At 73.8% G+C, this 18,808-nt stretch carries 19 protein-coding genes, 1 pseudogene and 2 riboswitches; of the genes and pseudogenes, 6 read left to right on the top strand and 14 right to left on the bottom strand.

Annotated elements, in window-relative coordinates:
* The first annotated feature begins 140 nt into the window (after nucleotides 1-140).
* Nucleotides 141-731, top strand: coding sequence for an LLM class flavin-dependent oxidoreductase (locus tag BN3788_RS12805; RefSeq protein ID WP_066586552.1), 591 nt, complete (start codon nucleotides 141-143; stop codon nucleotides 729-731).
* Here BN3788_RS12805 and BN3788_RS12800 read toward each other — a convergent pair.
* The 3 genes and pseudogenes from BN3788_RS12800 to BN3788_RS12790 all read right to left on the bottom strand — a co-directional run.
* Nucleotides 715-1,977, bottom strand: coding sequence for an O-succinylhomoserine sulfhydrylase (locus tag BN3788_RS12800; protein ID WP_066587223.1), 1,263 nt, complete (start codon nucleotides 1,975-1,977; stop codon nucleotides 715-717). The two genes, BN3788_RS12805 and BN3788_RS12800, sit on opposite strands and share 17 nt — an antisense overlap.
* On the bottom strand, nucleotides 1,974-2,402 hold the full coding sequence (locus BN3788_RS12795) for a rhodanese-like domain-containing protein (protein ID WP_066586550.1): 429 nt from the start codon (nucleotides 2,400-2,402) through the stop codon (nucleotides 1,974-1,976). The genes BN3788_RS12800 and BN3788_RS12795 overlap by 4 nt, the downstream gene beginning before the upstream one ends.
* A gap of 29 nt (nucleotides 2,403-2,431) precedes the next feature.
* Nucleotides 2,432-2,635 (bottom strand): annotated as a pseudogene (locus tag BN3788_RS12790) (DUF1737 domain-containing protein); the annotation flags it as partial.
* Between the two features lie 4 nt (nucleotides 2,636-2,639).
* Nucleotides 2,640-2,743, bottom strand: a riboswitch (SAM riboswitch).
* 119 nt (nucleotides 2,744-2,862) lie between these two features.
* Nucleotides 2,863-2,977, top strand: a riboswitch (SAM riboswitch).
* A 40-nt stretch (nucleotides 2,978-3,017) separates the two neighbouring features.
* Here BN3788_RS12790 and BN3788_RS12785 point away from each other — a divergent pair.
* Nucleotides 3,018-4,427, top strand: a complete 1,410-nt coding sequence (locus BN3788_RS12785) for an aminotransferase class V-fold PLP-dependent enzyme (RefSeq protein ID WP_082812860.1) — start codon at nucleotides 3,018-3,020, stop codon at nucleotides 4,425-4,427.
* A gap of 31 nt (nucleotides 4,428-4,458) precedes the next feature.
* Here BN3788_RS12785 and BN3788_RS12780 read toward each other — a convergent pair whose 3' ends face one another.
* The 4 genes from BN3788_RS12780 to BN3788_RS12765 all read right to left on the bottom strand — a co-directional run bounded on the left by BN3788_RS12780 (nucleotide 4,459) and on the right by BN3788_RS12765 (nucleotide 8,031).
* Complete coding sequence (locus BN3788_RS12780) at nucleotides 4,459-5,151, bottom strand: glycosyltransferase (RefSeq protein WP_066586545.1); 693 nt, start codon at nucleotides 5,149-5,151, stop codon at nucleotides 4,459-4,461.
* Nucleotides 5,148-6,506, bottom strand: a complete 1,359-nt coding sequence (locus BN3788_RS12775) for a bifunctional PIG-L family deacetylase/class I SAM-dependent methyltransferase (RefSeq protein WP_066586543.1) — start codon at nucleotides 6,504-6,506, stop codon at nucleotides 5,148-5,150. The genes BN3788_RS12780 and BN3788_RS12775 overlap by 4 nt, the downstream gene beginning before the upstream one ends.
* Complete coding sequence (locus BN3788_RS12770) at nucleotides 6,500-7,555, bottom strand: acyl-CoA dehydrogenase family protein (protein ID WP_066586541.1); 1,056 nt, start codon at nucleotides 7,553-7,555, stop codon at nucleotides 6,500-6,502. The genes BN3788_RS12775 and BN3788_RS12770 overlap by 7 nt, the downstream gene beginning before the upstream one ends.
* A gap of 170 nt (nucleotides 7,556-7,725) precedes the next feature.
* Complete coding sequence (locus BN3788_RS12765; RefSeq protein WP_066586537.1) at nucleotides 7,726-8,031, bottom strand: hypothetical protein; 306 nt, start codon at nucleotides 8,029-8,031, stop codon at nucleotides 7,726-7,728.
* 115 nt (nucleotides 8,032-8,146) lie between these two features.
* On the opposite strand from BN3788_RS12765, the gene BN3788_RS12760 reads away from it, so the two are divergent.
* On the top strand, nucleotides 8,147-8,548 hold the full coding sequence (locus BN3788_RS12760; RefSeq protein ID WP_066586535.1) for a VOC family protein: 402 nt from the start codon (nucleotides 8,147-8,149) through the stop codon (nucleotides 8,546-8,548).
* 16 nt (nucleotides 8,549-8,564) lie between these two features.
* On the opposite strand, the gene BN3788_RS12755 is transcribed toward BN3788_RS12760, so the two are convergent.
* The 3 genes from BN3788_RS12755 to BN3788_RS12745 are packed head-to-tail and all read right to left on the bottom strand — an operon-like array spanning nucleotide 8,565 to nucleotide 10,829.
* A complete protein-coding gene (locus BN3788_RS12755) occupies nucleotides 8,565-9,215 on the bottom strand; it encodes a pentapeptide repeat-containing protein (protein WP_082812859.1) in 651 nt (216 codons plus the stop codon).
* Between the two features lie 25 nt (nucleotides 9,216-9,240).
* Nucleotides 9,241-10,014, bottom strand: a complete 774-nt coding sequence (locus BN3788_RS12750) for an LLM class F420-dependent oxidoreductase (RefSeq protein ID WP_066586533.1) — start codon at nucleotides 10,012-10,014, stop codon at nucleotides 9,241-9,243.
* A gap of 23 nt (nucleotides 10,015-10,037) precedes the next feature.
* The gene (locus tag BN3788_RS12745) at nucleotides 10,038-10,829 is read right to left on the bottom strand and encodes a DUF1206 domain-containing protein (RefSeq protein WP_066586532.1); all 792 of its coding nucleotides are present in this window, start codon (nucleotides 10,827-10,829) and stop codon (nucleotides 10,038-10,040) included.
* Nucleotides 10,830-10,937: 108 nt separating this feature from the next.
* Between BN3788_RS12745 and BN3788_RS12740 the strand changes: the two genes are divergently transcribed.
* Nucleotides 10,938-11,303 (top strand): cupin domain-containing protein, encoded by a 366-nt coding sequence (locus tag BN3788_RS12740; protein ID WP_066586530.1) that lies wholly within the window; start codon nucleotides 10,938-10,940, stop codon nucleotides 11,301-11,303.
* An 11-nt stretch (nucleotides 11,304-11,314) separates the two neighbouring features.
* Here BN3788_RS12740 and BN3788_RS12735 read toward each other — a convergent pair whose 3' ends face one another.
* The 4 genes from BN3788_RS12735 to BN3788_RS12720 all read right to left on the bottom strand — a co-directional run bounded on the left by BN3788_RS12735 (nucleotide 11,315) and on the right by BN3788_RS12720 (nucleotide 15,528).
* The gene (locus tag BN3788_RS12735) at nucleotides 11,315-11,758 is read right to left on the bottom strand and encodes a VOC family protein (RefSeq protein WP_066586527.1); all 444 of its coding nucleotides are present in this window, start codon (nucleotides 11,756-11,758) and stop codon (nucleotides 11,315-11,317) included.
* Nucleotides 11,759-11,894: 136 nt separating this feature from the next.
* Nucleotides 11,895-12,800, bottom strand: coding sequence for a MaoC/PaaZ C-terminal domain-containing protein (locus tag BN3788_RS12730; RefSeq protein ID WP_082812858.1), 906 nt, complete (start codon nucleotides 12,798-12,800; stop codon nucleotides 11,895-11,897).
* Nucleotides 12,797-14,173 carry a 3-oxoacyl-ACP reductase gene (locus BN3788_RS12725; RefSeq protein WP_066586524.1) on the bottom strand — a complete coding sequence of 459 codons (1,377 nt, stop codon included), beginning with the start codon at nucleotides 14,171-14,173 and terminating at the stop codon, nucleotides 12,797-12,799. Before BN3788_RS12725 ends, BN3788_RS12730 begins: the two co-directional genes overlap by 4 nt.
* Entirely contained in the window at nucleotides 14,170-15,528 is a 1,359-nt protein-coding gene (locus BN3788_RS12720) for an acetyl-CoA C-acetyltransferase (RefSeq protein WP_066586522.1), read from the bottom strand. Before BN3788_RS12720 ends, BN3788_RS12725 begins: the two co-directional genes overlap by 4 nt.
* A gap of 186 nt (nucleotides 15,529-15,714) precedes the next feature.
* Here BN3788_RS12720 and BN3788_RS12715 point away from each other — a divergent pair, with 186 nt between their 5' ends.
* The gene (locus BN3788_RS12715; protein ID WP_315969763.1) at nucleotides 15,715-16,650 is read left to right on the top strand and encodes a TetR/AcrR family transcriptional regulator; all 936 of its coding nucleotides are present in this window, start codon (nucleotides 15,715-15,717) and stop codon (nucleotides 16,648-16,650) included.
* Complete coding sequence (locus BN3788_RS12710) at nucleotides 16,647-18,794, top strand: acyl-CoA dehydrogenase family protein (RefSeq protein ID WP_066586520.1); 2,148 nt, start codon at nucleotides 16,647-16,649, stop codon at nucleotides 18,792-18,794. The genes BN3788_RS12715 and BN3788_RS12710 overlap by 4 nt, the downstream gene beginning before the upstream one ends.
* The last annotated feature ends 14 nt before the right edge of the window (nucleotides 18,795-18,808 follow it).

The raw sequence follows: 18,808 nt of genomic DNA, 5'->3' as shown, positions 1-18,808 counted from the left end.
CGGCGTGACATCTGTCGGGTTGTGGGTAGGATCGCCGCGTGTCCCTGCGGAAGTGTTGTCGCTGAGCTGACGACCTCGCGCGCCTGAGCGGCCCCGGCCCCGGCAGCGCACCCGCATGACGCCCCCTTGAGGATCAGCTCGTGACGACGCTCACGCTCTCCCGCCCCCTGCACGACTCGGCCGCGACCTCCCGTGTCGCGTCCGGCGTCGCGGCGCCCGCCCCTACGTCGCTCACCAGCCTGGGCCAGTCCCCGTTCGCGGTGGTCGGCGCGTTGCCCGCGGGCCCCGATGGCCGGCCGCCGGTCGTCTTCCGCGGCGACACCGGCTCCGACGCGACGCTCCTGCTCGCCGCCGCGCGGGCCGATGTGGTGCGCGTGGGCTTCTCCGTCGATGCCCCCGACCGGACCGCGATGACCGCGCTGGTCGCGGAGGTCGAGGAGGAGGTCGCGGCGGTGGGCCGCCGCCGCGCCGACGTGACGGTGCTGCTGGACGTGGAGGTCGTGGTCGTCGCCGACGAGGCCGCCGCCCAGCGCAAGTCCCAGCAGCTCGCCTGCCTCGACGCGATGGCGGGCGTGGCCTGGCCGGTCGCCGCCACCCGTGTGGTGGCGACGGCCGATCAGGCTCCCGTGGTCGCGGCCCGCTTGGCGCAGGAGGTCGGCGCGGACGGCGCCTACGTCATCCCGCTGGCGGGTTCCGCCGATCTGCTGGCGGCCGTCAGCAGAGCTGGCTGAGGGCCTGCGACAGGTCGTCGATGAGGTCCAGCGGGTCCTCGAGCCCGACGGACAGCCGCACCGTGGACTCCGCGATGCCGACCTTGGCGCGGCCGGCGGGGCCGAGCTTGCGGTGCGTGGTCGTCGCGGGGTGTGTGACCAGGGACTTCGCGTCGCCGAGGTTGTTGGAGATGTCCACGATCCGCAGCGCGTCGAGCACCCCGAAGGTGAGCTTCTTGGCGACGTCGGGTGTGGCGCCCTCCGGGACGGCGAGGTCCAGGGTGACGACAGTGCCGCCGCCCGTCTGCTGCTGGAGCGCGAGCTCGTGCTGTGGGTGGGACGGCAGGAACGGGTAGCGCACCTGCGCGATGCCGGGCTGTTGCTCGAGCCAGGTCGCGAGTTGGAGGGCTGAGGCGGCCTGGTGGCGCACCCGCAGCGACATCGTCTCCAGGCCCTTGAGCAGCACCCACGCGTTGAACGGGCTGAGTGACGGCCCGGTGTTGCGGATGAGCGTCTGCACGGGGCCGTGGATGTACTCCTCGGAGCCGAGGATCGCGCCGCCGAGCACGCGGCCCTGCCCGTCGATGTGCTTGGTCGCGGAGTACACGACCACGTCGGCGCCCAGGTCGAGGGGCCGCGAGAACACCGGGGTGGCGAACACGTTGTCCACCACGACCGTCGCCCCGGCGGCGTGTGCCAGCCGCGAGACGGCGGCGATGTCGACGAGGTCCTGCATGGGGTTGGACGGCGTCTCGAAGAACACCACGTCGGCGGGGGTGGACAGCGCGTCCTCCCACTGGGACAGCACGTGGCCGTCCACGTAGTCGGTGCGCACGCCCCAGCGCGCGAACAGGTCGTCGAAGATCGTCACGGTGTTGCCGAACAGGGCGCGTGCGGCGACGATCCGCGAGCCCGAGCTGACGAGCGCGGCCAGCGACGTGAACACGGCGGACATCCCTGACGCGGTGGCGTACGCCGCCTCGGCGCCGTCGATCAGGCGCAGGCGCTCCTCGAACGTGGAGACGGTGGGGTTGCCGTATCGGGAGTACAGGAACCGGTCGGACTCCCCGGCGAAGGCCGCCTCGGCGTCGGCGGCGCGCTCGTAGACGTAGCCCTGCGTGAGGTACAGCGCCTCAGACGTCTCGTTGAACTGGGAGCGCACGAGCCCGCCGCGCACGGCGAGGGTGTCGGGCCGCAGGGTGTCACGGGCGACGGAGCGGTCGTCCCAGTCGGCGGGCCCAGGGACGCGGCCGTCGGCGGCGCTCACGGCTGCCGCCACGGCAGGCCGGCGGCGCGCCAGCCCTCGAAGCCACGGTGCCCGTGCTCGTCGACGCCGCCCTCGAAGCCCTCGGTGATGTTGAACGCCGGGCCGAACCCGGCCTCGGTCGCGGCGGCTGCGGCGTTGCGCGAGCGCGCGCCCGAGCGGCAGAGGAACACCACGGGGCGGCCGTCGCCGGGCTGGAGCCCCGTGCGGGCCAGATCGGCGACGAAGTCCGCGTTGATCTGCCCGGACGGGTAGCGGGACCACTCGATGAACGCGACGCCCTGGCCGAGCGTGCTCACGTCGGGCACGCCCACGAAGCGCCATTCGGCGTCGGTGCGGACGTCGACCAGCACCGCGTGCTCGTCGGCGGCCAGCAGGTCCCAGGCCTCGCGGGGGGTCAGGTCCCCGGCGTACTGGTCGGCGCTCACACGAGCCTCGTCTCGGGCTGCTGCGGCTGCGGGAGCACGACGGCCTGCGCGACGATGACGCGCTCGCCGTCGAAGGTGGCGGCGGGGGAGCCGTGCAGCACGTACCCCTCGGCCAGCGCCGCGCTGACCCGCTCGCAGAATGTGCGGTCGTCGGGGCCGCTCAGCAGCCGGTAGCGGAGCCGCTCGGGCGCGCCGTCCTCGGGCGCGCTCGGGGCGGGAACAGGTGTCGTCATGTCGCCTCCATCGGTCCTGGCGGTAGCACCCTCGACCGGCACCGGGGAGGTGCGCGCGGGTTGCTGCGGCGTCATCGAGCCAGATCTCTCGGCCGCTCTGGATGGTCCTGCGAGAGTACGCCGCACCGGCGGAAGATTCCACGCACCGGACATCAGGCTCACCATGCGAGACGTGGCGGCTTCCTGATGGCCGCCGTCAGCCCCACCGTGCTTATCTTTGAACTCAAGGTCATGAGTGCCAGCGCACAGCCCCGGCTTGCTGGCCGGCAACCCTCCTCCGCGGTGGGGTGCCCCGGGTGACGACCAGGTCGTGCGCACGTCCGCGCACGGCAAGCGCGGGGGCTGGCTCGATTGCTCCCCCCACAGCTGTTGGAGGAGTGCCATGAAGTCCCTGACCACCGAGTCCGCCTCGTGTGTCGACGAGGCCGCCGCGTCGGAGCGCCTCCCGCTGCTCCCCGTCGTCGGAGCCTCGACCCAGGTCCCGCTCGTGGACGGCACCTCGCGCACCTACGCCAACCTGGACTACGCCGCGAGCGCCCCCGCACTGGAGACCGTCGCGGCGCGCGTCACCGAGGTGCTGCCGCTGTACGCCTCCGTGCACCGCGGCGCCGGGTACCTCTCCCAGGTGTCGACGGCCCTGTACGAGGCGTCACGGCAGGCCGTGGGCCGGTTCGTCGGGGCCCGCGAGGACGACGTCACGATCATCACGCGCAACACCACCGACTCGCTCAACCTGCTCGCGGGGGTCGTCCCCGCAGCCGCCGACGGCGCGCCCGGCCGGGTGCTCGTGCTCGACTCGGAGCACCACGCCAACCTGCTGCCGTGGGCGCATGGCGCAGGGCGTGAGGCGACGGTGGTGGGCATCGCCGCGACAGTCGCCGGCACGCTCGACGTGCTCGCCACGGAGCTCGCGGCCCGTCCGTACGCGCTGGTGGCGGTCACCGGCGCGTCGAACGTCACCGGTGAGGCGCTGCCGCTGGAGGACGTGGTGCGGATCGCGCACGCCGCCGGGGCCCGGGTGGCCGTGGACGGCGCCCAGCTCATCCCGCACCGCCGGTTCTCCCTCGCGGACAGCGGGGTCGACTACGTCGCGTTCTCCGGCCACAAGGCGTACGCGCCGTTCGGCGCCGGGGTCCTCGTCGGGCGGCGCGACTGGCTCGACGGTGGCACTCCGTACCTCGCAGGGGGAGGCGCGGTGCGCGACGTCCGGGCAGATCGCACGCTGTGGCAGCCGGCGCCCGCCCGGCATGAGGCAGGCTCGCCGAACGTCATCGGCGCCGTCGCCCTCGCCGAGGCGTGCGAGGCGCTCGCCGCCCTGCCCGACGGCGCGCTCGCGGCCCATGAGGAGGTGCTGCGCGCCCGGCTCGTCGAGGGCCTCGAAGCGCTCGACGGCGTGGAGGTGGTGCGCATCTGGCCCGACTCCCACGACCCCGTCGGCGTGGTGACCTTCACCGTCGCCGGGCACGACCCCGGCCTGGTCGCGGCGTACCTGGCGGCGGAGTACGGCATCGGCGTCCGGGACGGGCGGTTCTGCGCGCACCCGCTGCTCTCGCGGCTCGGCGCGTCATCGGGCGCCATCCGTGCGTCGGTGGGCGTCGGGACGCCGGGGGAGGCGGTGGACCGGCTCATCGCCGGGCTGGCGGCTTACCTCGCGGCCGGGCCCCGCGCCCGGTACGAGGTGGTCGACGGTTGCTGGACGGTGGTTGATGACACCCGCCCGCTGCTGGCCGTGCACGGCCTCGACTCCCTCACCGCCACCGCCGCACAGGCCTGCGGGCCAGCGATCGACTGACGCGCGCCGGCCCGACCCTGCGCGGCTCCGCTCAGCGCGGGAAGGCCGCCAGCAGGTACCCCGCGTAGCCGCCCGGGGTCCGGCCCACGGTCCGCCCGGAGGTCACCACATCCGTCTCCTCGGAGGCGCGCACCACGACGCGCGGGTCGGCGCGCATCCGCTCAACGAGGTCCACGTCCTCATGCTCGACGAGCGGGGCGAAACCACCGGACCGCAGGTACGCGTCCGCCCGGACGCCCAGGTTGGCGCCGTGCACGTGGCCGTTCGGCCGTCCGGGGACCCGGGTGGCCCGCCACGCGGTGAGCTGCCGCTCGGACAGGTCGCGCGGGTCGGGCTGGACGGTGCCGAGGACGAGGTCGGCGCCGTCGTCGGCCAGCGCGCGCTGCGCTCGCAGCCAGTGGGCGGGGACGACGGTGTCGGCGTCCGTGCAGGCGATCCACACCGTGGCCGGGTCGTCGTCGTGGAGGGCCAGTCCGGCGCGGACCCCCGCGGCGCGCGCCGCCCCGACGGCCCGCTCCGTCACCTCGAGGACCAGTGCGTCGGAGGCCAGGGCCGCCTGCGCGGAGCCGTCGTGGCAGTCGTCGAGCACCACGACCACGTCGACGGGCAGGTCCACCGCGGCGCACGCCACGGTGAGCGAGGCGAGGCATTCGGGCAGCAGCTCCTCCTCGTCGTGCACCGGCACCACGACCAGGAGCCGGCTCAGTGGCGGCCGCGACCTCATGGCGCCAACCCCTCGCGTTGGGCGACCGAGGCGCCGTCCGCGCTCCACACGTCCAGCGCCATGTCCGCGTCGCGGTAGGCCGACACGCGCGTGAGCCCGAGCGCGCGATCGAGCACGCGGTGCACATCGTCGCCGGTCTGCGAGTACTCGGGCACCGGGTGCCGCCAGTGGCATGCGAGCACCGTGCCGCCCGGGGCCAGGGCCTTCTGTGCCTGGCCCGCGAGCTCGACCAGCTCAGCGCGCGTCAGGTAGTAGCCCACTTCGGAGAGCACGACGAGGTCGTACGGGCCGCCCGGGACGCCGGTGCGGATGTCGTGCGGCACGACGATGACGTGCGGCGCGTGCGCCAGGCGGGCCGTCGCGGTCTCCACGGCGGACTCGGCGAGGTCGGTGGCGAGCAGGTGGTCGCTGCGCTGGGCCAGCTCGGCGGTGAGCATGCCGATCGAGCAGCCGACCTCGAGCACCGAGCCGAACCGGGGCGTTGGGAGCGCCGCCAGGGTCAGGGCGCGCTTGCGCTCCTCATACCAGCGGGTCTCGAGCCGCCACGGGTCGCCGCGTCGGCTGTAGGCGGCCTCGAAGTGCTCCGCGCCGACTCCGGCAGGCGGCGGTTCCGCCGAGACGAACAGCTCGACGTCGCGGTCGAACTGCCGCAGGAACTCGGGGTGCAGCGGCGAGGCGTCCTCGGGCGCGGGGGACAACGGCTGGGTCTGGGTCACGTGCCGGGCGAGGGCGCGCCGCTTGGCCGTCACGTCCGCATCGTCGAGCAGCAGCGCGCGGAACTGGTCCCAGGGGACGTCCGGGTGGTCGGGGGCAGCCCAGTGCCAGAGCCAGATCGGGTACTCGAGGAGCCGGGCGCCCAGTTCGGCGGCGATCTCCGCGCAGATCTCGCCGGTGACCCGGTGGTCACGGTGGCCGTCGCCGCGCCAGGGGCCGACGACGGCGGTGACCGGCTCCGCGCCGATCGCGTCCCGCAGGGCTCGGGTGATCGCCGCACGATCCTCCCGCACCGACCCGTCGGGGAACCCCAGTAGCCGCACCGTCGAGCCGGGCGACAGCAATGCGACGGCGTCGGCGACCTCCTCGACGCGCCGCGCGGCCAGGTCGGAGGGCGTGAGCGTGGGCGAGCCGGGGTGCGAGCCGGCGCCGTCGGTCACGACGACGACCTCTGCGGGGCGGCCCGCCGCCGCGAGCCTGCTCAGGAGGCCGCCGGCGCCGAGGGTCTCGTCGTCGGGGTGCGCTGCCACCACGACAGTGCGGCCGGTCGGCAGCGCGAGACCCGGGAGGGTGTCGAACCGGCCAGCGGCGTCCCACACCGCCGCCGGCGTGCCAGCCGCTCGGCCGTCGAACGTCACCACGGAGCGGGCGCCTTCGCCAGCAGGGCGCCGAGCGACGCGTCGTCCCGCTCAGCATGCTGCTGCCGGATGTAGACCTCGAGGTCCGCGACGCGCTTGGCGTGCTCCGGCTCCTGGGTCAGCGGGCCCGGGCCTAGTGCGTGGGCGGCGATGCGGAGGGTGTCCTCGCAGGTCCGGGCCACTGTGGCACGCACCCGCTTGGCCAGGACGCGCCCGGCGGTCCGCGCCTCCTCGTCCTCGGGGTCCAGGCCGCGACGGGTCGCGGCACCGGAGGCGTCCACGCGTGCCGCGGCGTCGGCCAGGCAGATCCTGGCCGCCTCCAGGCGCTCGTCGAGGGCGCCCATGTGCATGGCCAGCAGCCGGTCGTCCGAACGGGCCGCCACCTGCTGATGCACGCGCCGCGCGATGCCGACCGCCCCGCCGAACCAGCACGCCGCGACGCCGATGGCGCCCCACCAGAAGCCGGGCCGCTCCAGGTACCAGTCGCCGTCGGCGACCAGCGTGGCGCGGGCGCGCTGGAACTCGACGGGCGTGCTGGGGATCTCGACGAGGCCGCGAGCCGACCACTCCTGGCCTACGGGCCGCGCCTCGGGGGCGCGCAGGTCGACGGCGAACAGCCCACGCCGCCCGTCATCGGCCCGGGCCGTCACTAGGGCCGCGTCCAGCTCGGCGGCGAGTGAGCACCACGGCTTGACGCCGTCGAGCACCCAGCCATCGTCATCCTCCGAGGCGGCCAGCGCCGGCCCAGGCCCCTCGGCCGCGTACGCGCCCCAGGTCGCTGCGGGCCCCAGGCGCGACGGCAGCCCGGTCGCGCCCGCCTGGTCGAGGATCGCCCGCGCGTCCAGATGCGGCTCGACGGCCCGCGCGACCGCGAGGTCATGCGCCGCGAGCGAGGCCAGGTGCTCCCACAGGACGACGGTCGCCCCGGCGCCTGGCCGCAGGCTGTCGGGCCACGCCACTGCGGCACGGAGGGCTTCCGGCGCCGACCCCGGCATCGTGCCGAGCACGGAGGGCGTTCGCGGTCCGATGCGGACCGGTCGGGAATCGGGCATGCGTCACCTCGCCTGGTCATGCGACGAGCACCCGGACGGGCCTCGGCGCAGATCATCACCCAGGCCGCGGGTGGCTGCCACCCGGGCTGGAGATGAAACACCTGGTCAGGGTGCTGATGACGCAGCTCACATCACCAGGGGCGCCGTTGTTCGACGCGCGGACGATGCCCTCAGAACAACCCGCCCTTGAGCGCGAGCGAGGCGATGAGCCCGATGACGCCCAGCACGAGGCCCCCGGCCGCCTGCTTGCGCCCCACCGGCGCGTACCCGAACTGCGTCATCTGCCCGGCTCGCTGCAGGCCGAGCCCGGAGACGACGAGCGCGGCGATCGAGACCAGCAGCACGGGGTTCACCAGGACGCTCACAGCGCCGAGGATCAACCCTGCGCGGGCCCGCGGATTGCGGAGCACCGGCGGCGCGTACAGCGGTGACACAGGGAGTCCGGGCTGGTCCGGCGTGGTGGACGACTGCGTCATCAGACTGCTCCCTGCATAGGTGCGGAGCGCCGAGCGTAACCCGCCGGAACTAGGCGCCTGACCTGGTCGCCTGTCCCTCTATCGTCACGCCCGCAGGACGGCTAGTGTCCCGAGAATGACGGACAAAACGGACACCGACGTCGTGGTCCAGGTCGCTCAGCGGGTCGTCAACCTCAGGCGGGCCGTGCACTTCTACCAGCGACTCCTCGGCCAGCCCGCCGACGTGGTCTTCGACCCGTCCGGGCTCGCCCTGTTCGTGCTCGACCGGCTCCGCACCCGGCTGCTCCTCGACTGCGAGGCGGCGAGCTCCCTCGTCTACCTGCGCGTCGACGACGTGTGCCGCAGGGTCGAGGAGCTCCGCGCCGACGGGATCGTCGTCGAGGGGGAGCCGTCAGTCGTCTGCCAGAACGCTGACCCCGTGCTCGGGAAGGAACGCCGCCACGAGTGGCGGGCGTTCGTGCGGGACACCGAGGGCAACACGGTCGGCCTGGTCAGCGCTGCGGCGGCGGGGGCCTGACGGTGCCTCCCGCCCGCTACGCGACGACGATGCGGAGCTGGGCGGCCATCGCCGGCGCCAGCTCCACGAGCTGCTCCTGGCTGATCGTCGCCCCGGCCAGCCCTTCGAGCCCCTGCAACCCCGAGAGGTCCGCCCCGCGCAGGTCCACCTGTGCCAGCGTCGCGCGGGTGAGATCCAGCCGCCCGATGCGGCAACCCTCGAAGGCCATGCGCGTGACCTTCGCCCCGCCCAGGTCGAGCTCGCCGATGACGCACCCGTCGAAGCGCACGTCCGTCAGGGCCGCGTCCCGCAGGTTCAAGTAGTCGATCTTGCCGCCGCGCAACAGCACCCGCGTGAACGTCGAGGCGTACGCGGTCACCGCGCCGAGCCGGCAGTCGCGCAGCTCGACATCACGCCAGATCGACGTCGCCGCGTCGAGGCTGCCCGCATGCACGTCGGTGAGCGTGCTGTCCGCCACCTGCCCGTGGCCCAGATTCACGCCGTCCATGCGGCATCCGGTCAACCCGCAGTCCATGAAGCGCGCATGCCGCAGGTCCTGGCCGGTGAGGTCAAGCCCGTCGAACGCGAGCGCCTCGTAATCGCCCTCCTCCTCAAGCTGGCCATCGAAGGGGGTCAGCGCGGGCAGTGAGATGCGGGGCGCGGCGAGGGTCTGGGGACGGCGACTCATCCCCGAAGCCTGCCATCTGGCGGGCTCAGGAGTGGGCGTCGCGCCAGGCCACCCACTGCTTGACGAGCGACATGTCGTAGTCGGGCCCGTCGGCGTCGAGCGTGACCAGCGTGACCCCGGCCTCGACCAGATCGTCGGCCACCTCGGACGGGGGCGTTCTGGCGGCGAACGAGCGCTCGATCTGGCTCGCGTCGCGGCCGACGTCCACGCCGTGCTGGTCGAGGATCGCGCTCTTGCGCCGCAGCGTCTCGAGGTCCCCGAAGCTGTGCCACACGTCGGCGTGCTCGGCGACGACTCGCAGTGTCTTCCGCTCCCCGCCACCGCCGATCAGGATCGGGATCTGCCGAGTCGGCTGCGGGTGGGAGGCCGCCCACCGGGCCTTGATCCGGGGCAGGGCGGCGCCCAGGTCGGCGATGCGGGAGCCCGCCGTGCCGAACTCGTAGCCGAACTCGTCGTAGTCACGTTCGAACCACCCGGCGCCGATGCCCAGGATCAGCCGCCCACCGGAAATGTGGTCGACGGTCCGCGCCATGTCGGCCAGCAGGTCCGGGTTGCGGTACGAGTTGCAGGTCACCAGCGCGCCGATCTGCACACGGCTGGTCTGCTCGGCCCAGGCGCCGAGCATCGTCCAGCATTCGAAGTGCTTGCCGTCGGGATCGCCGTTCAGCGGGAAGAAGTGGTCCCAGTTGAAGACGATGTCGACGCCGGTGTCCTCGGCGCGCCGGACCGCGTCGCGGATCTGCGCGTAGTCGGCATGCTGGGGCTTGAGCTGGACGCCGATGCGCACCGGGTTCGTCATGAGGTGATCCTGGCGCCGCCGGGTCACATCCGCGCGTAGCGGGACCGGACGAATGAGTAGGCGCCGTAGCAGGCCAGGCCGATGCCGACGGCGATGAGGGCGGCCACCCCGGCGGGCTGGTCCCGCAGATCGTGCAGCGCGCCGTCGAGGCCCTGTGCCTGCGCCGGGTCGGACGTGATGCCGGCGACGACGAAGGCGAAGCCGATCAGGGCCAGCGCGACGCCCTTGGCGACGTAGCCGAGCATGCCTGCCTTCTTCACGGCGTTGCCGGCCTGGCCTCCGGGGACGCCCCTCAGGTCCTCGAGGAACTTCTGGCGGATGCCCTTGATGACGTGGTAGCCGGCGACGGCCAGGACGCCGAGGCCGACTGCCACGACGAGCGCGCGTCCGCCCGGGGCCTGCATCAGCCCAGCGGTCGCATCCTCCGTCTGGCCCTCGCTCGAGCTGCCAGAGCCCATCGCGAACGCCGCCGCGCTCACCGCGAGCGCCAGGTACACGACGGCCTTGCCCGCCGCCTTCGCACGGTCGGCGGCCTCACCTCGTCCGCGCAGCGCCTCGGCGGCCTGCCACGCGGCGAGGGCGAGCAGCGCGATGGCGCCGACCCACAGTGCGATGCCCCCGAAGGGCGTCTCAGCGATCTGGCGCAGCGCTCCGGACTGGTCGGCGCTCTCGCCGCCGCCACCGAGCGCCACCTGGACGGCGATGATCCCGATGAGCACGTGCAGCACTCCGCTCACCGCGTACCCGCAGCGTGCGGCCAGCTCCCACGGCCGCTGCCGGGCAGTGGTCGCCGCCGCTGACGTCATGGCGCTCATCAGACCTCCTCCTCGCGGGCGGACCGTCCGCGCTCGCGGGGCCGATCGTGGCACCGTCAGGCCGCGTCGGCGACCGGAAGGTGGTGATCTGCGGCGTACGCTCCGGCTGTGAGCGAGGACGTGCGCAACGTGCAGGCAGCCTTGGACGCGGTCGCCGAGCACTGGCAGCCGCACCGGCTGACCAGCGTGAACGACTACGACGTGAAGGTCGTCAAGCTGCTGGGCGAGTTCGTCTGGCACACCCATCCGGACACCGACGAGCTGTTCATGGTGATCAGCGGCACGCTCACCATCCAGCTCCGCGACCGGGACGTGGTGCTCGGCCCCCATGACGTGTTCGTGGTGCCGAAGGGCGTCGAGCACTGCCCCCGGGCGGACGCCGAGGTGCACGCCCTGCTGTTCGAGCCGCAGGGGACCGTCAACACCGGCGACGCGGGCGGCGACAGGACCGCGGCGGTCCGCGAACTGGGCTGAGCCCGCTCGCGCTACTCGACCGGGACCATCCGCACCGTCCCGTCGGCGTCGGCCGTGAGGCCCGGGTTGTGGGCGATCTCCCAGCGCACCCCGCAGGGGTCCTCGACGTAGCCGCTGTAGCCGCCCCACTCGGCGCGCCGCGGGGCCTTGAGCAGTGTGGCCCCCGCGGCGACGGCCTGGGCGATGACGGCGTCGACCTCGGCCTCGGATCCGACGTTGTGCGCCAGCGCGATGCCGTGGGCGGTGGGCGCCGCGTCCGGGGGCAGGCCCATGTCCTGCGCGAGCAACCCGGCGTCGAAGAAGCTGAGCAGCAGGCCGGGCGCCACCTGGACGAACAGCACGCGCTGCTCGGGCAGGTCGAGGGTGGGCGTCCAGCCCAGGCCGTCGATGTAGAAGCGGCGGGCGGCGGCGACCTCGGGCACGCCCACGGTCAGGAGGGTCAGTCGCTGGTCCATCGAGCGAGCGTGCCACTCACCGCCCACACGGCGGCAGCCCCCGCCTGGCCGGACGGGGGCTGCTGGTCTACAGGGCTCAGAGCGGGACGACGGCGCCGGTGAGGTGCGGCCTGCCGGAGCGGCGGTTCCAGCCCGCCTAGGCGAACCCGCCGTTGCCGTCGGGCGCGACGCGGACGTCCACAGTGCCGGGCAGCAGCACCGGCTTGGCGAACTCGACGGTCCAGGTGAACGCGTCGCCCCGCCCGGCGCCCACGTCGGCCAGTGCGCGCGAGGCGGTGTACATGCCATGCGCGATGGCCCGGGGGAAGCCGAGCGCCTTGGCGCTGAGCTTCGACAGGTGGATGGGGTTCTGGTCGCCGGAGACGGCGGCGTATCGGCGGCCGGTGTCGGCGTCGAGGCGCCAGCGGCCGGTGGGGAGCGGCGGGGCGAACAGCTCCCGCCGCCCGTCGTCGGACGACGCCGACGCAGACGCCGCTGCGGACCTCGCGCCCGAGCCGGACGCGCCCAGCCGCACGCCCTTCGCCAGGTACGTCGACACCCCACGCCAGGCGAGCTCGCCGCCCAGCACGTCGTCGTCGGCCCCGGCGATCCGGACCTCAGTCACCAGCTCGAGCTGCGTGCCCGAGCGGTGCTCCGCGAGGCCCTGCGCCCAGGCGCGGATGTCGAGGCGGTCGCCCAGCAGGATCGGGCGGTACTGGTCGACCCGGTTGGCCAGGTGCACCATGCCCAGCAGCGGCAGCGGGAAGTCGGGTCGCACCATGACGGCCGTGGCCACCGGGAACGCGAGCACATGCGTGAACCCGGCGGGCAGCACGTCGGACGCGCTCTCGCCGAGCAGGTGCTGGTAGGCGGTCAGGTGCTCGGGGTCGGCCTGCACCCCGGCGACGACGTAGGCGACGTCCGGCAGGGCGCCGGGCGCACGGCCCAGCCGCCGTTCCAGGTTGAGCCGTGCGGACGCGGCGACTCCCCGCCCGTACAGCCTGCCGAGCGCCGGGACGCCGGGCAGCACCACCTCCGCCGGCACGCTGACGGGCGCGGTCACTGGCCCACCAGGTTCTGCCCGCACACCCGCAGCGTCTGGCCCACGACCCCGCCGGCCTGCGGCGACGCGAGGAAGGCGACGGTCTCGGCGACGTCCTCCGGCAGCCCGCCCTGCTGCAGCGAGTTGAGCCGCCGGGCGACCTGCCGGGTGACGGCCGGGATGCGCGCGGTCATCTCCGTCTCGATGAAGCCAGGGGCGACGGCGTTCGCTGTGCCGCCGAAGGCCGTGAGCAGAGGGGCGGTGGCCCGCACCATGCCGATGACGCCGCCCTTGGACGCCGCGTAGTTCGTCTGCCCGCGGTTGCCCGCGATACCGGATGTCGAGGCGAGCGCGACGATGCGCGGAGCGTCGGTGAAGTCGCCGGACTCGAGCAGCGCCTCGTTGATCCGCAGCGGCGCGGCGACGTTGACGGCGAGCACCGGGTCCCACTTCTCCGGGGTCATGTTCGCGAGCAGCTTGTCGCGGGTGATCCCGGCGTTGTGCACCACGATGTCGAGCCGCCCATGCCGGGTGGTCGCGTGGTCGAGGATCTTCTGCCCGGCGTCGTCGGCGGTCACGTCGAGCTGCAGCGCGGTGCCGCGCACGGAGTTGGCCACGGCCACGAGCTGCTCCCCGGCTGCGGGGACGTCCACGGCCACCACCGTGGCGCCGTCGCGGGCCAGGGTCGTGGCGATCGCGGCGCCAATGCCCCGGGCAGCGCCCGTGACGACGGCGACGCGGCCGGCTAGCGGGCGGTCCCAGTCGGCGGGCAGGGCGCCGGCGTCGGAGTCGATGTGCAGCAGTTGGCCGTCGACGAAGGCGGAGCGGGCGGACAGGAAGAACCGCAGGGCGCCCAGGGCGCTCGGCGCGGTGACGGGCACGCCATCGGCCACGACCACGCCGTTGGCGGTGGCGCCGCCGCGCAGCTCCTTGGCGAGCGACCGCAGCACCCCGTCGACGCCCTGCCGGGCGGCGGACAGCGCGGGGCCGATGTCGGCGGTGGCGGGACGCGAGATCGTGACGATCCGCGCGCCCGGAGCCAGGCCCTTGAGGGCGCTGGCCGCCGCGAGCATCGGCTCGGAGAGCTGGTCGGGGTGGGTGATCTCGGTGAGCACCAGCACGATCGCGGCATGCCGCTCACCCGCCGCGGCGGTGCGGCGCACGTCGAGGTCCCAGCCGCTCTTCAGCCCGGTGTCGCCGAGCGACGTGCCGGAGAGCAGGTGCGCCACAGCATCGGCGTCCGGGCCTGTGCCGAGCACCAGCACCGGCCCGGCGACCAGTGGCTGCCCGGGGCGGAACCGCCGGAGCTGGGCGGGGCGCGGCAGGCCGAGCTGCTTCGCGATCTTCTGGGTGACCCCGGAGTTGACCAGGTTCAGGTAGGTGTCGGTGCTCACGCCGCCTCCAGGATCGCTGTCAGTCCGAGGCCACCTGCGGCGCAGATGGAGATGAGGGCGCGCACCGGGGCGTCGGCGCCCTGCTCGGCCTTGCGCCGCGCGAGCTCCTTGGAGATCGTCGCGACGATGCGCCCGCCAGTGGCCGCGAACGGGTGGCCGGCGGCGAGGGATGAGCCGTGCACGTTGAGCCGGGACCGCTCGACCTTGCCGAACGCGCTGTCGAGGCCGAGCCGGGTGCGGCTGAACTCCTCGTCCTCCCAGGCGGCGAGCGTAGTGAGCACTGTGGCGGCGAACGCCTCGTGGATCTCGACGTAGTCGAAGTCGTCGAGGGTCAGCCCGTTGCGGGCGAGCAGCCGCGGCACCGCGAACACGGGCGCCATGAGCAGCCCGTCCACGCCGTGCACGAAGTCCACGGCGCCGGTCTCGGCGTCGACGATCGAGGCCAGCGGCGTCAGGTCGTGCGCGGCGGCCCACTCGTCGGAGCCGAGCAGCACCGTCGAGGCGCCGTCGGACAGGGGCGTGGAGTTGCCCGCCGTCATGGTCGCCTCGACGTCCAGGCCCAGCCCGAACGTCGGGCGCAGCTTCGCGAGCTTCTCGAGCGTGGTGTCGGGGCGCAGGTTCGCGTCGCGGGTGAGCCCGCGGAACGGGGTGACCAGGTCGTCGAAGAACCCGGCGTCGTAGGCGGCGGCCAGGTTGATGTGGCTGGCGTACGCGATCTCGTCCTGCGCCTCGCGGGTGATGCCCCACTCGGCGGTGGTGATGGCCTGGTGCTCGCCCATCGACAGGCCGGTGCGGGGCTCGTTGGTGCGGGGCGCGGCGGGCGCGAGGTCCTTGGGGCGGATCGACGCGGCCGCGGCGAGCTTCTGGGGGAGGGTCTTGGCGCGGGAGAGGTCGAGGAGCGCGCGGCGCAGGCGGGCGCTCACCGCGATCGGCGCGTCGGAGGTGGTGTCGACGCCGCCGCCGATGGCCGACTCGAGCTGGCCGAGCCGGATCTTGTTGCTCAGGCTGACGATCGTCTCGAGGCCCGTCGCGCAAGCCTGCTGCATGTCGTAGGCGGGCGTCTCATCGCTGAGCGCGGAGCCGAGCACCGCCTCGCGGGTGAGGTTGAAGTCGCGGCTGTGCTTGAGCACGGCGCCGGCGGCGACCGAGCCGATGCGCTCGCCCTGGAGGCCGTACCGGGCGACGAGCCCGTCGAGTGCGGCGGTCAGCATGTCCTGGTTGCTGGCGTGCGCGTAGGGGCCGCCGGCGCGCGCGAAGGGGATCCGGTTGCCACCGAGGACGAGGGCGCGCCGGGGGCCCTCCGGGGTGCTGGTCTGCTGCCCGCCTGCTGAGGCGGGGGTGCGTGTGCTGGCCATGGGCGTTCCTCTCGCGTCGTCGCTGAGTTCGAGATGCCGTGCCTGGGATGCCGTGCCGAGATGCCGTCGAGCCTTGCCGGGACGTGTGAGGTTCAGCGTGCCCTGGTCTGGGACCTGCGGCCTAGGGAGTGAACCCCAAGCGGTGATATGTGTCCGAAACCCACAGTACCTGATACCTTCGGTTTCGTGAGTCAGATCACACCTGCCCCGTCGACGGCGACGGGCGCCACACCGGCTCTGCTGCGGCAGGCGACAGGCGCCGCCGCCCCTTCCACGCGCCCCGGAGACCGGCCCACGCCGGCGATCCTCGGCCCCGACACCTCGCCCGACACGTCGCCTGACGGTCGTTCGCCCCGCGGGGCGGACCCCCGCGAGCCCCGCCGCGCCGAGTTCGTCCGCGTGGCCCGCAAGACCGTCCACCACCATGGCCCCGACGTCTCGATGGAGGAGATCGCGGCCGCCGCGGGCACCTCCAAGTCGATCGTCTACAGGTACTTCGCGGACAAGACCGGCCTGCAGATCGCCGTCGCCGAAGCCGTCGTGCTGCAGATCCAGGGCGCCCTCGAAGGCGTGCTGCGCGTGGCGCCCACCCCCCGCGAGGGGCTGCGCGCGATGGTCGCCGTCTACCTGGAGATGATCGAGTCCTCCCCGCACGTGTACGCGTTCGTCACCCGCGACGGCTCGGTGGAGTCCGGCGGCCCGCTCGGCCACTTCCTCGACTCGGTGACCCACCTCGTCGCGGCGCCGTCCCTGCGCGGGCTCCCCGACGAGCCCGGCCCCGCCGTGCGGCCCGACGACGCAGTCGCGGCCACCGCCGAGACCGACGCCGAGGCCACCCAGCGGGCGCTCGTCGAGGCCTGGGCCGCCGGCGCCGTCGGATTCGTGCGCGGCGCCGGCGAGCGCTGGCTCGCGCAACGCGGCCAGCCCGGCAACCCCGACCGCGAGGCCGTCACCGCACAGATCTCCGCCTGGCTCTGGGCCGGCCCCGTCGGGCTCGTCGCCCGCGACAGCGCGGGCTTGACGGCGGCATCATGCGAGCAGGGTGCGCGTACAACAACGACAAGCCGCGTAGCTTGGTCGGCGGCTTCGAATGGGTATAAGCGCGAGGAGGAGTCCCGATGACCGCCAGCTCCGCCCGTCCGGCCCGCGCGATCCCGTCCGACGACCCCACGGTCGACGTCGAGGGGCTCGCCGCCGTCCTGCTCGGCCCGTATGCCGAGCTCCGCCGTCAAGCCCGCGCTGTCGCGGGCGACGAGCGCTTCCAGCGCATCGAGGGCCTGAGCCTCGACGAGCACCGCGCCCGCGTGCTCGACCAGTTGCGCACCCTGGCCCGTGAGGCCGACGTGCTCCGCGCGTTCCCCACCGCGCTGGGCGGCCGTGACGACCACGGCGGCAGCATCTCCCGCTTCGAGGAGCTGGTGGTGGCCGACCCGTCGCTGCAGATCAAGGCCGGGGTGCAGTGGGGCCTGTTCGCCTCCGCGATCATGCACCTGGGCACTGCCGACCACCACCAGCGGCTGCTCGCCGCGGCGATGAGCGTCGACGTCCCGGGGGCGTTCGCCATGACGGAGACCGGCCACGGCTCGGACGTCGCGAGCATCGGCACCACCGCGACCTACGACCCGGCGACTGAGGAGTTCGTGCTCCACACCCCGTTCCGTGCGGCGTGGAAGGACTACCTGGGCAATGCGGCGCTGCACGGCACGGCCGCCGTCGTCTTCGCCCAGCTCATCACCGCCGCCCCGGGCGCGCCGGCCGTCAACCACGGCGTGCACGCGTTGTACGTACCGCTGCGCGACCCGGAGACCGGCGAGTTCCTGCCCGGCATCGGCGGCGAGGATGACGGGCTCAAGGGCGGGCTCAACGGCATCGACAACGGCCGGCTGCACTTCGACAACGTGCGCGTCCCGCGGGCCAACCTGCTCAACCGGTACGGCGACGTGGCTGCGGACGGCACGTACTCCTCGCCGATCGCCAGCCCCGGCCGCCGGTTCTTCACGATGCTCGGCACCCTGGTGCAGGGCCGCGTCTCCCTCGACGGCGCAGCCGTGAACGCGGCGAAGGTCGCGCTCGCCATCGCGGTGAGGTACGGCAACGAGCGCCGCCAGTTCACCGGAGCCTCGGACACCGAGGAGACGGTCCTCCTCGACTACGGCGAGCATCAGCGCCGCCTGCTCCCGCTGCTCGCCGACACGTACGCGGCGTCGTTCGCGCATGAGGTGCTGCTCGAGAAGTTCGACGCCGTCTTCTCCGGCCGCCAGGACAACGACGAGGCGCGCCAGGACCTGGAGACGCTCGCGGCCTCGCTCAAGCCGGCCTCCACCTGGCTGGCGCTGACCACGCTCCAGACGGCGCGGGAGGCTTGCGGCGGCGCGGGGTTCCTCACCGAGAACCGGCTCACGTCGCTGCGCGCCGACCTGGACGTGTACGTCACCTTCGAGGGTGACAACACGGTGCTGCTGCAGCTCGTGGCGAAGCGGCTGCTGGCCGACTACGGCCGCGAGTTCGCCAAGTTCGACGCGGGCGGCGTGGCCAGGTTCGTCGCCGGGCAGGCCGCGTCGGCGGCGCTGCACCGCACCCCGTTGCTGCGGGCCGTGCAGACCATCACCGATGTGGGCGACGCGCGCCGCTCCGCGGGCCAGCTGCGCGACGCCGACACCCAGCACGCGCTGCTCGCCGACCGGGTCGACACGATGGTCGCCGACGTCGCCCAGGCGCTGCGCCCCGCCACCAAGGCGCCCCGCGAGCAGGCCGCCGAGCTGTTCAACCAGCACCAGCACGAGTTGATCGAGATGGCCCGCGCCCACGTGGACCTGATCCTGTGGGAGTCCTTCACCGCCGGGATCGAGCAGGTGGAGGACCCGGGGACCAAGCGGGTGCTGGTCTGGCTCCGCGACCTGTTCGGCCTCTCGGTCATCGAGCGGAACCTCGCCTGGTACCTGATCCACGGGCGCCTGTCGGCAGGCCGCGCGCGCACCGTCACCTCCTACATCGACCGGCTGCTGCGGCGGCTGCGCCCGCATGCGCAGGAACTCGTCGACGCGTTCGGGTATGGGCCCGAGCACGTGCGCGCGCCCATCGCCTCCGGCGCCGAGCGGGAGCGCCAGGACGAGGCACGGGCGTACTACCGGGCCCAGCGGGCCTCCGCCGACGCGCCACTGCCGGAGAAGCAGTCGCCCGCGGCGAAGATCGCCAAGACGCCGCCGGTGACGGAGCACGCGAACCCGATCGGCGACGCCATCCCGGCGGAGGCGACGCCCGCCTGACGGCGCCAGCCCTG

This window comes from Cellulomonas timonensis, from assembly GCF_900046455.1.
Lineage (GTDB): Bacteria > Actinomycetota > Actinomycetes > Actinomycetales > Cellulomonadaceae > Cellulomonas_A > Cellulomonas_A timonensis.
This window is presented reverse-complemented; position numbering and strand designations above follow the sequence as displayed.

What these genes read in the sequence shown, in the direction of transcription:
- BN3788_RS12780 (WP_066586545.1), bottom strand. Translation starts at nt 5,151, where the DNA reads ATGAGGTCGCGGCCGCCACTGAGCCGGCTCCTGGTCGTGGTGCCGGTG.
- BN3788_RS12745 (WP_066586532.1), bottom strand. Translation starts at nt 10,829, where the DNA reads ATGAGCGCCATGACGTCAGCGGCGGCGACCACTGCCCGGCAGCGGCCG.
- BN3788_RS12720 (WP_066586522.1), bottom strand. Translation starts at nt 15,528, where the DNA reads ATGGCCAGCACACGCACCCCCGCCTCAGCAGGCGGGCAGCAGACCAGC.
- BN3788_RS12735 (WP_066586527.1), bottom strand. Translation starts at nt 11,758, where the DNA reads ATGGACCAGCGACTGACCCTCCTGACCGTGGGCGTGCCCGAGGTCGCC.
- BN3788_RS12760 (WP_066586535.1), top strand. Translation starts at nt 8,147, where the DNA reads ATGACGGACAAAACGGACACCGACGTCGTGGTCCAGGTCGCTCAGCGG.
- BN3788_RS12710 (WP_066586520.1), top strand. Translation starts at nt 16,647, where the DNA reads ATGACCGCCAGCTCCGCCCGTCCGGCCCGCGCGATCCCGTCCGACGAC.
- BN3788_RS12770 (WP_066586541.1), bottom strand. Translation starts at nt 7,555, where the DNA reads ATGCCCGATTCCCGACCGGTCCGCATCGGACCGCGAACGCCCTCCGTG.
- BN3788_RS12755 (WP_082812859.1), bottom strand. Translation starts at nt 9,215, where the DNA reads ATGAGTCGCCGTCCCCAGACCCTCGCCGCGCCCCGCATCTCACTGCCC.
- BN3788_RS12785 (WP_082812860.1), top strand. Translation starts at nt 3,018, where the DNA reads ATGAAGTCCCTGACCACCGAGTCCGCCTCGTGTGTCGACGAGGCCGCC.
- BN3788_RS12765 (WP_066586537.1), bottom strand. Translation starts at nt 8,031, where the DNA reads ATGACGCAGTCGTCCACCACGCCGGACCAGCCCGGACTCCCTGTGTCA.
- BN3788_RS12750 (WP_066586533.1), bottom strand. Translation starts at nt 10,014, where the DNA reads ATGACGAACCCGGTGCGCATCGGCGTCCAGCTCAAGCCCCAGCATGCC.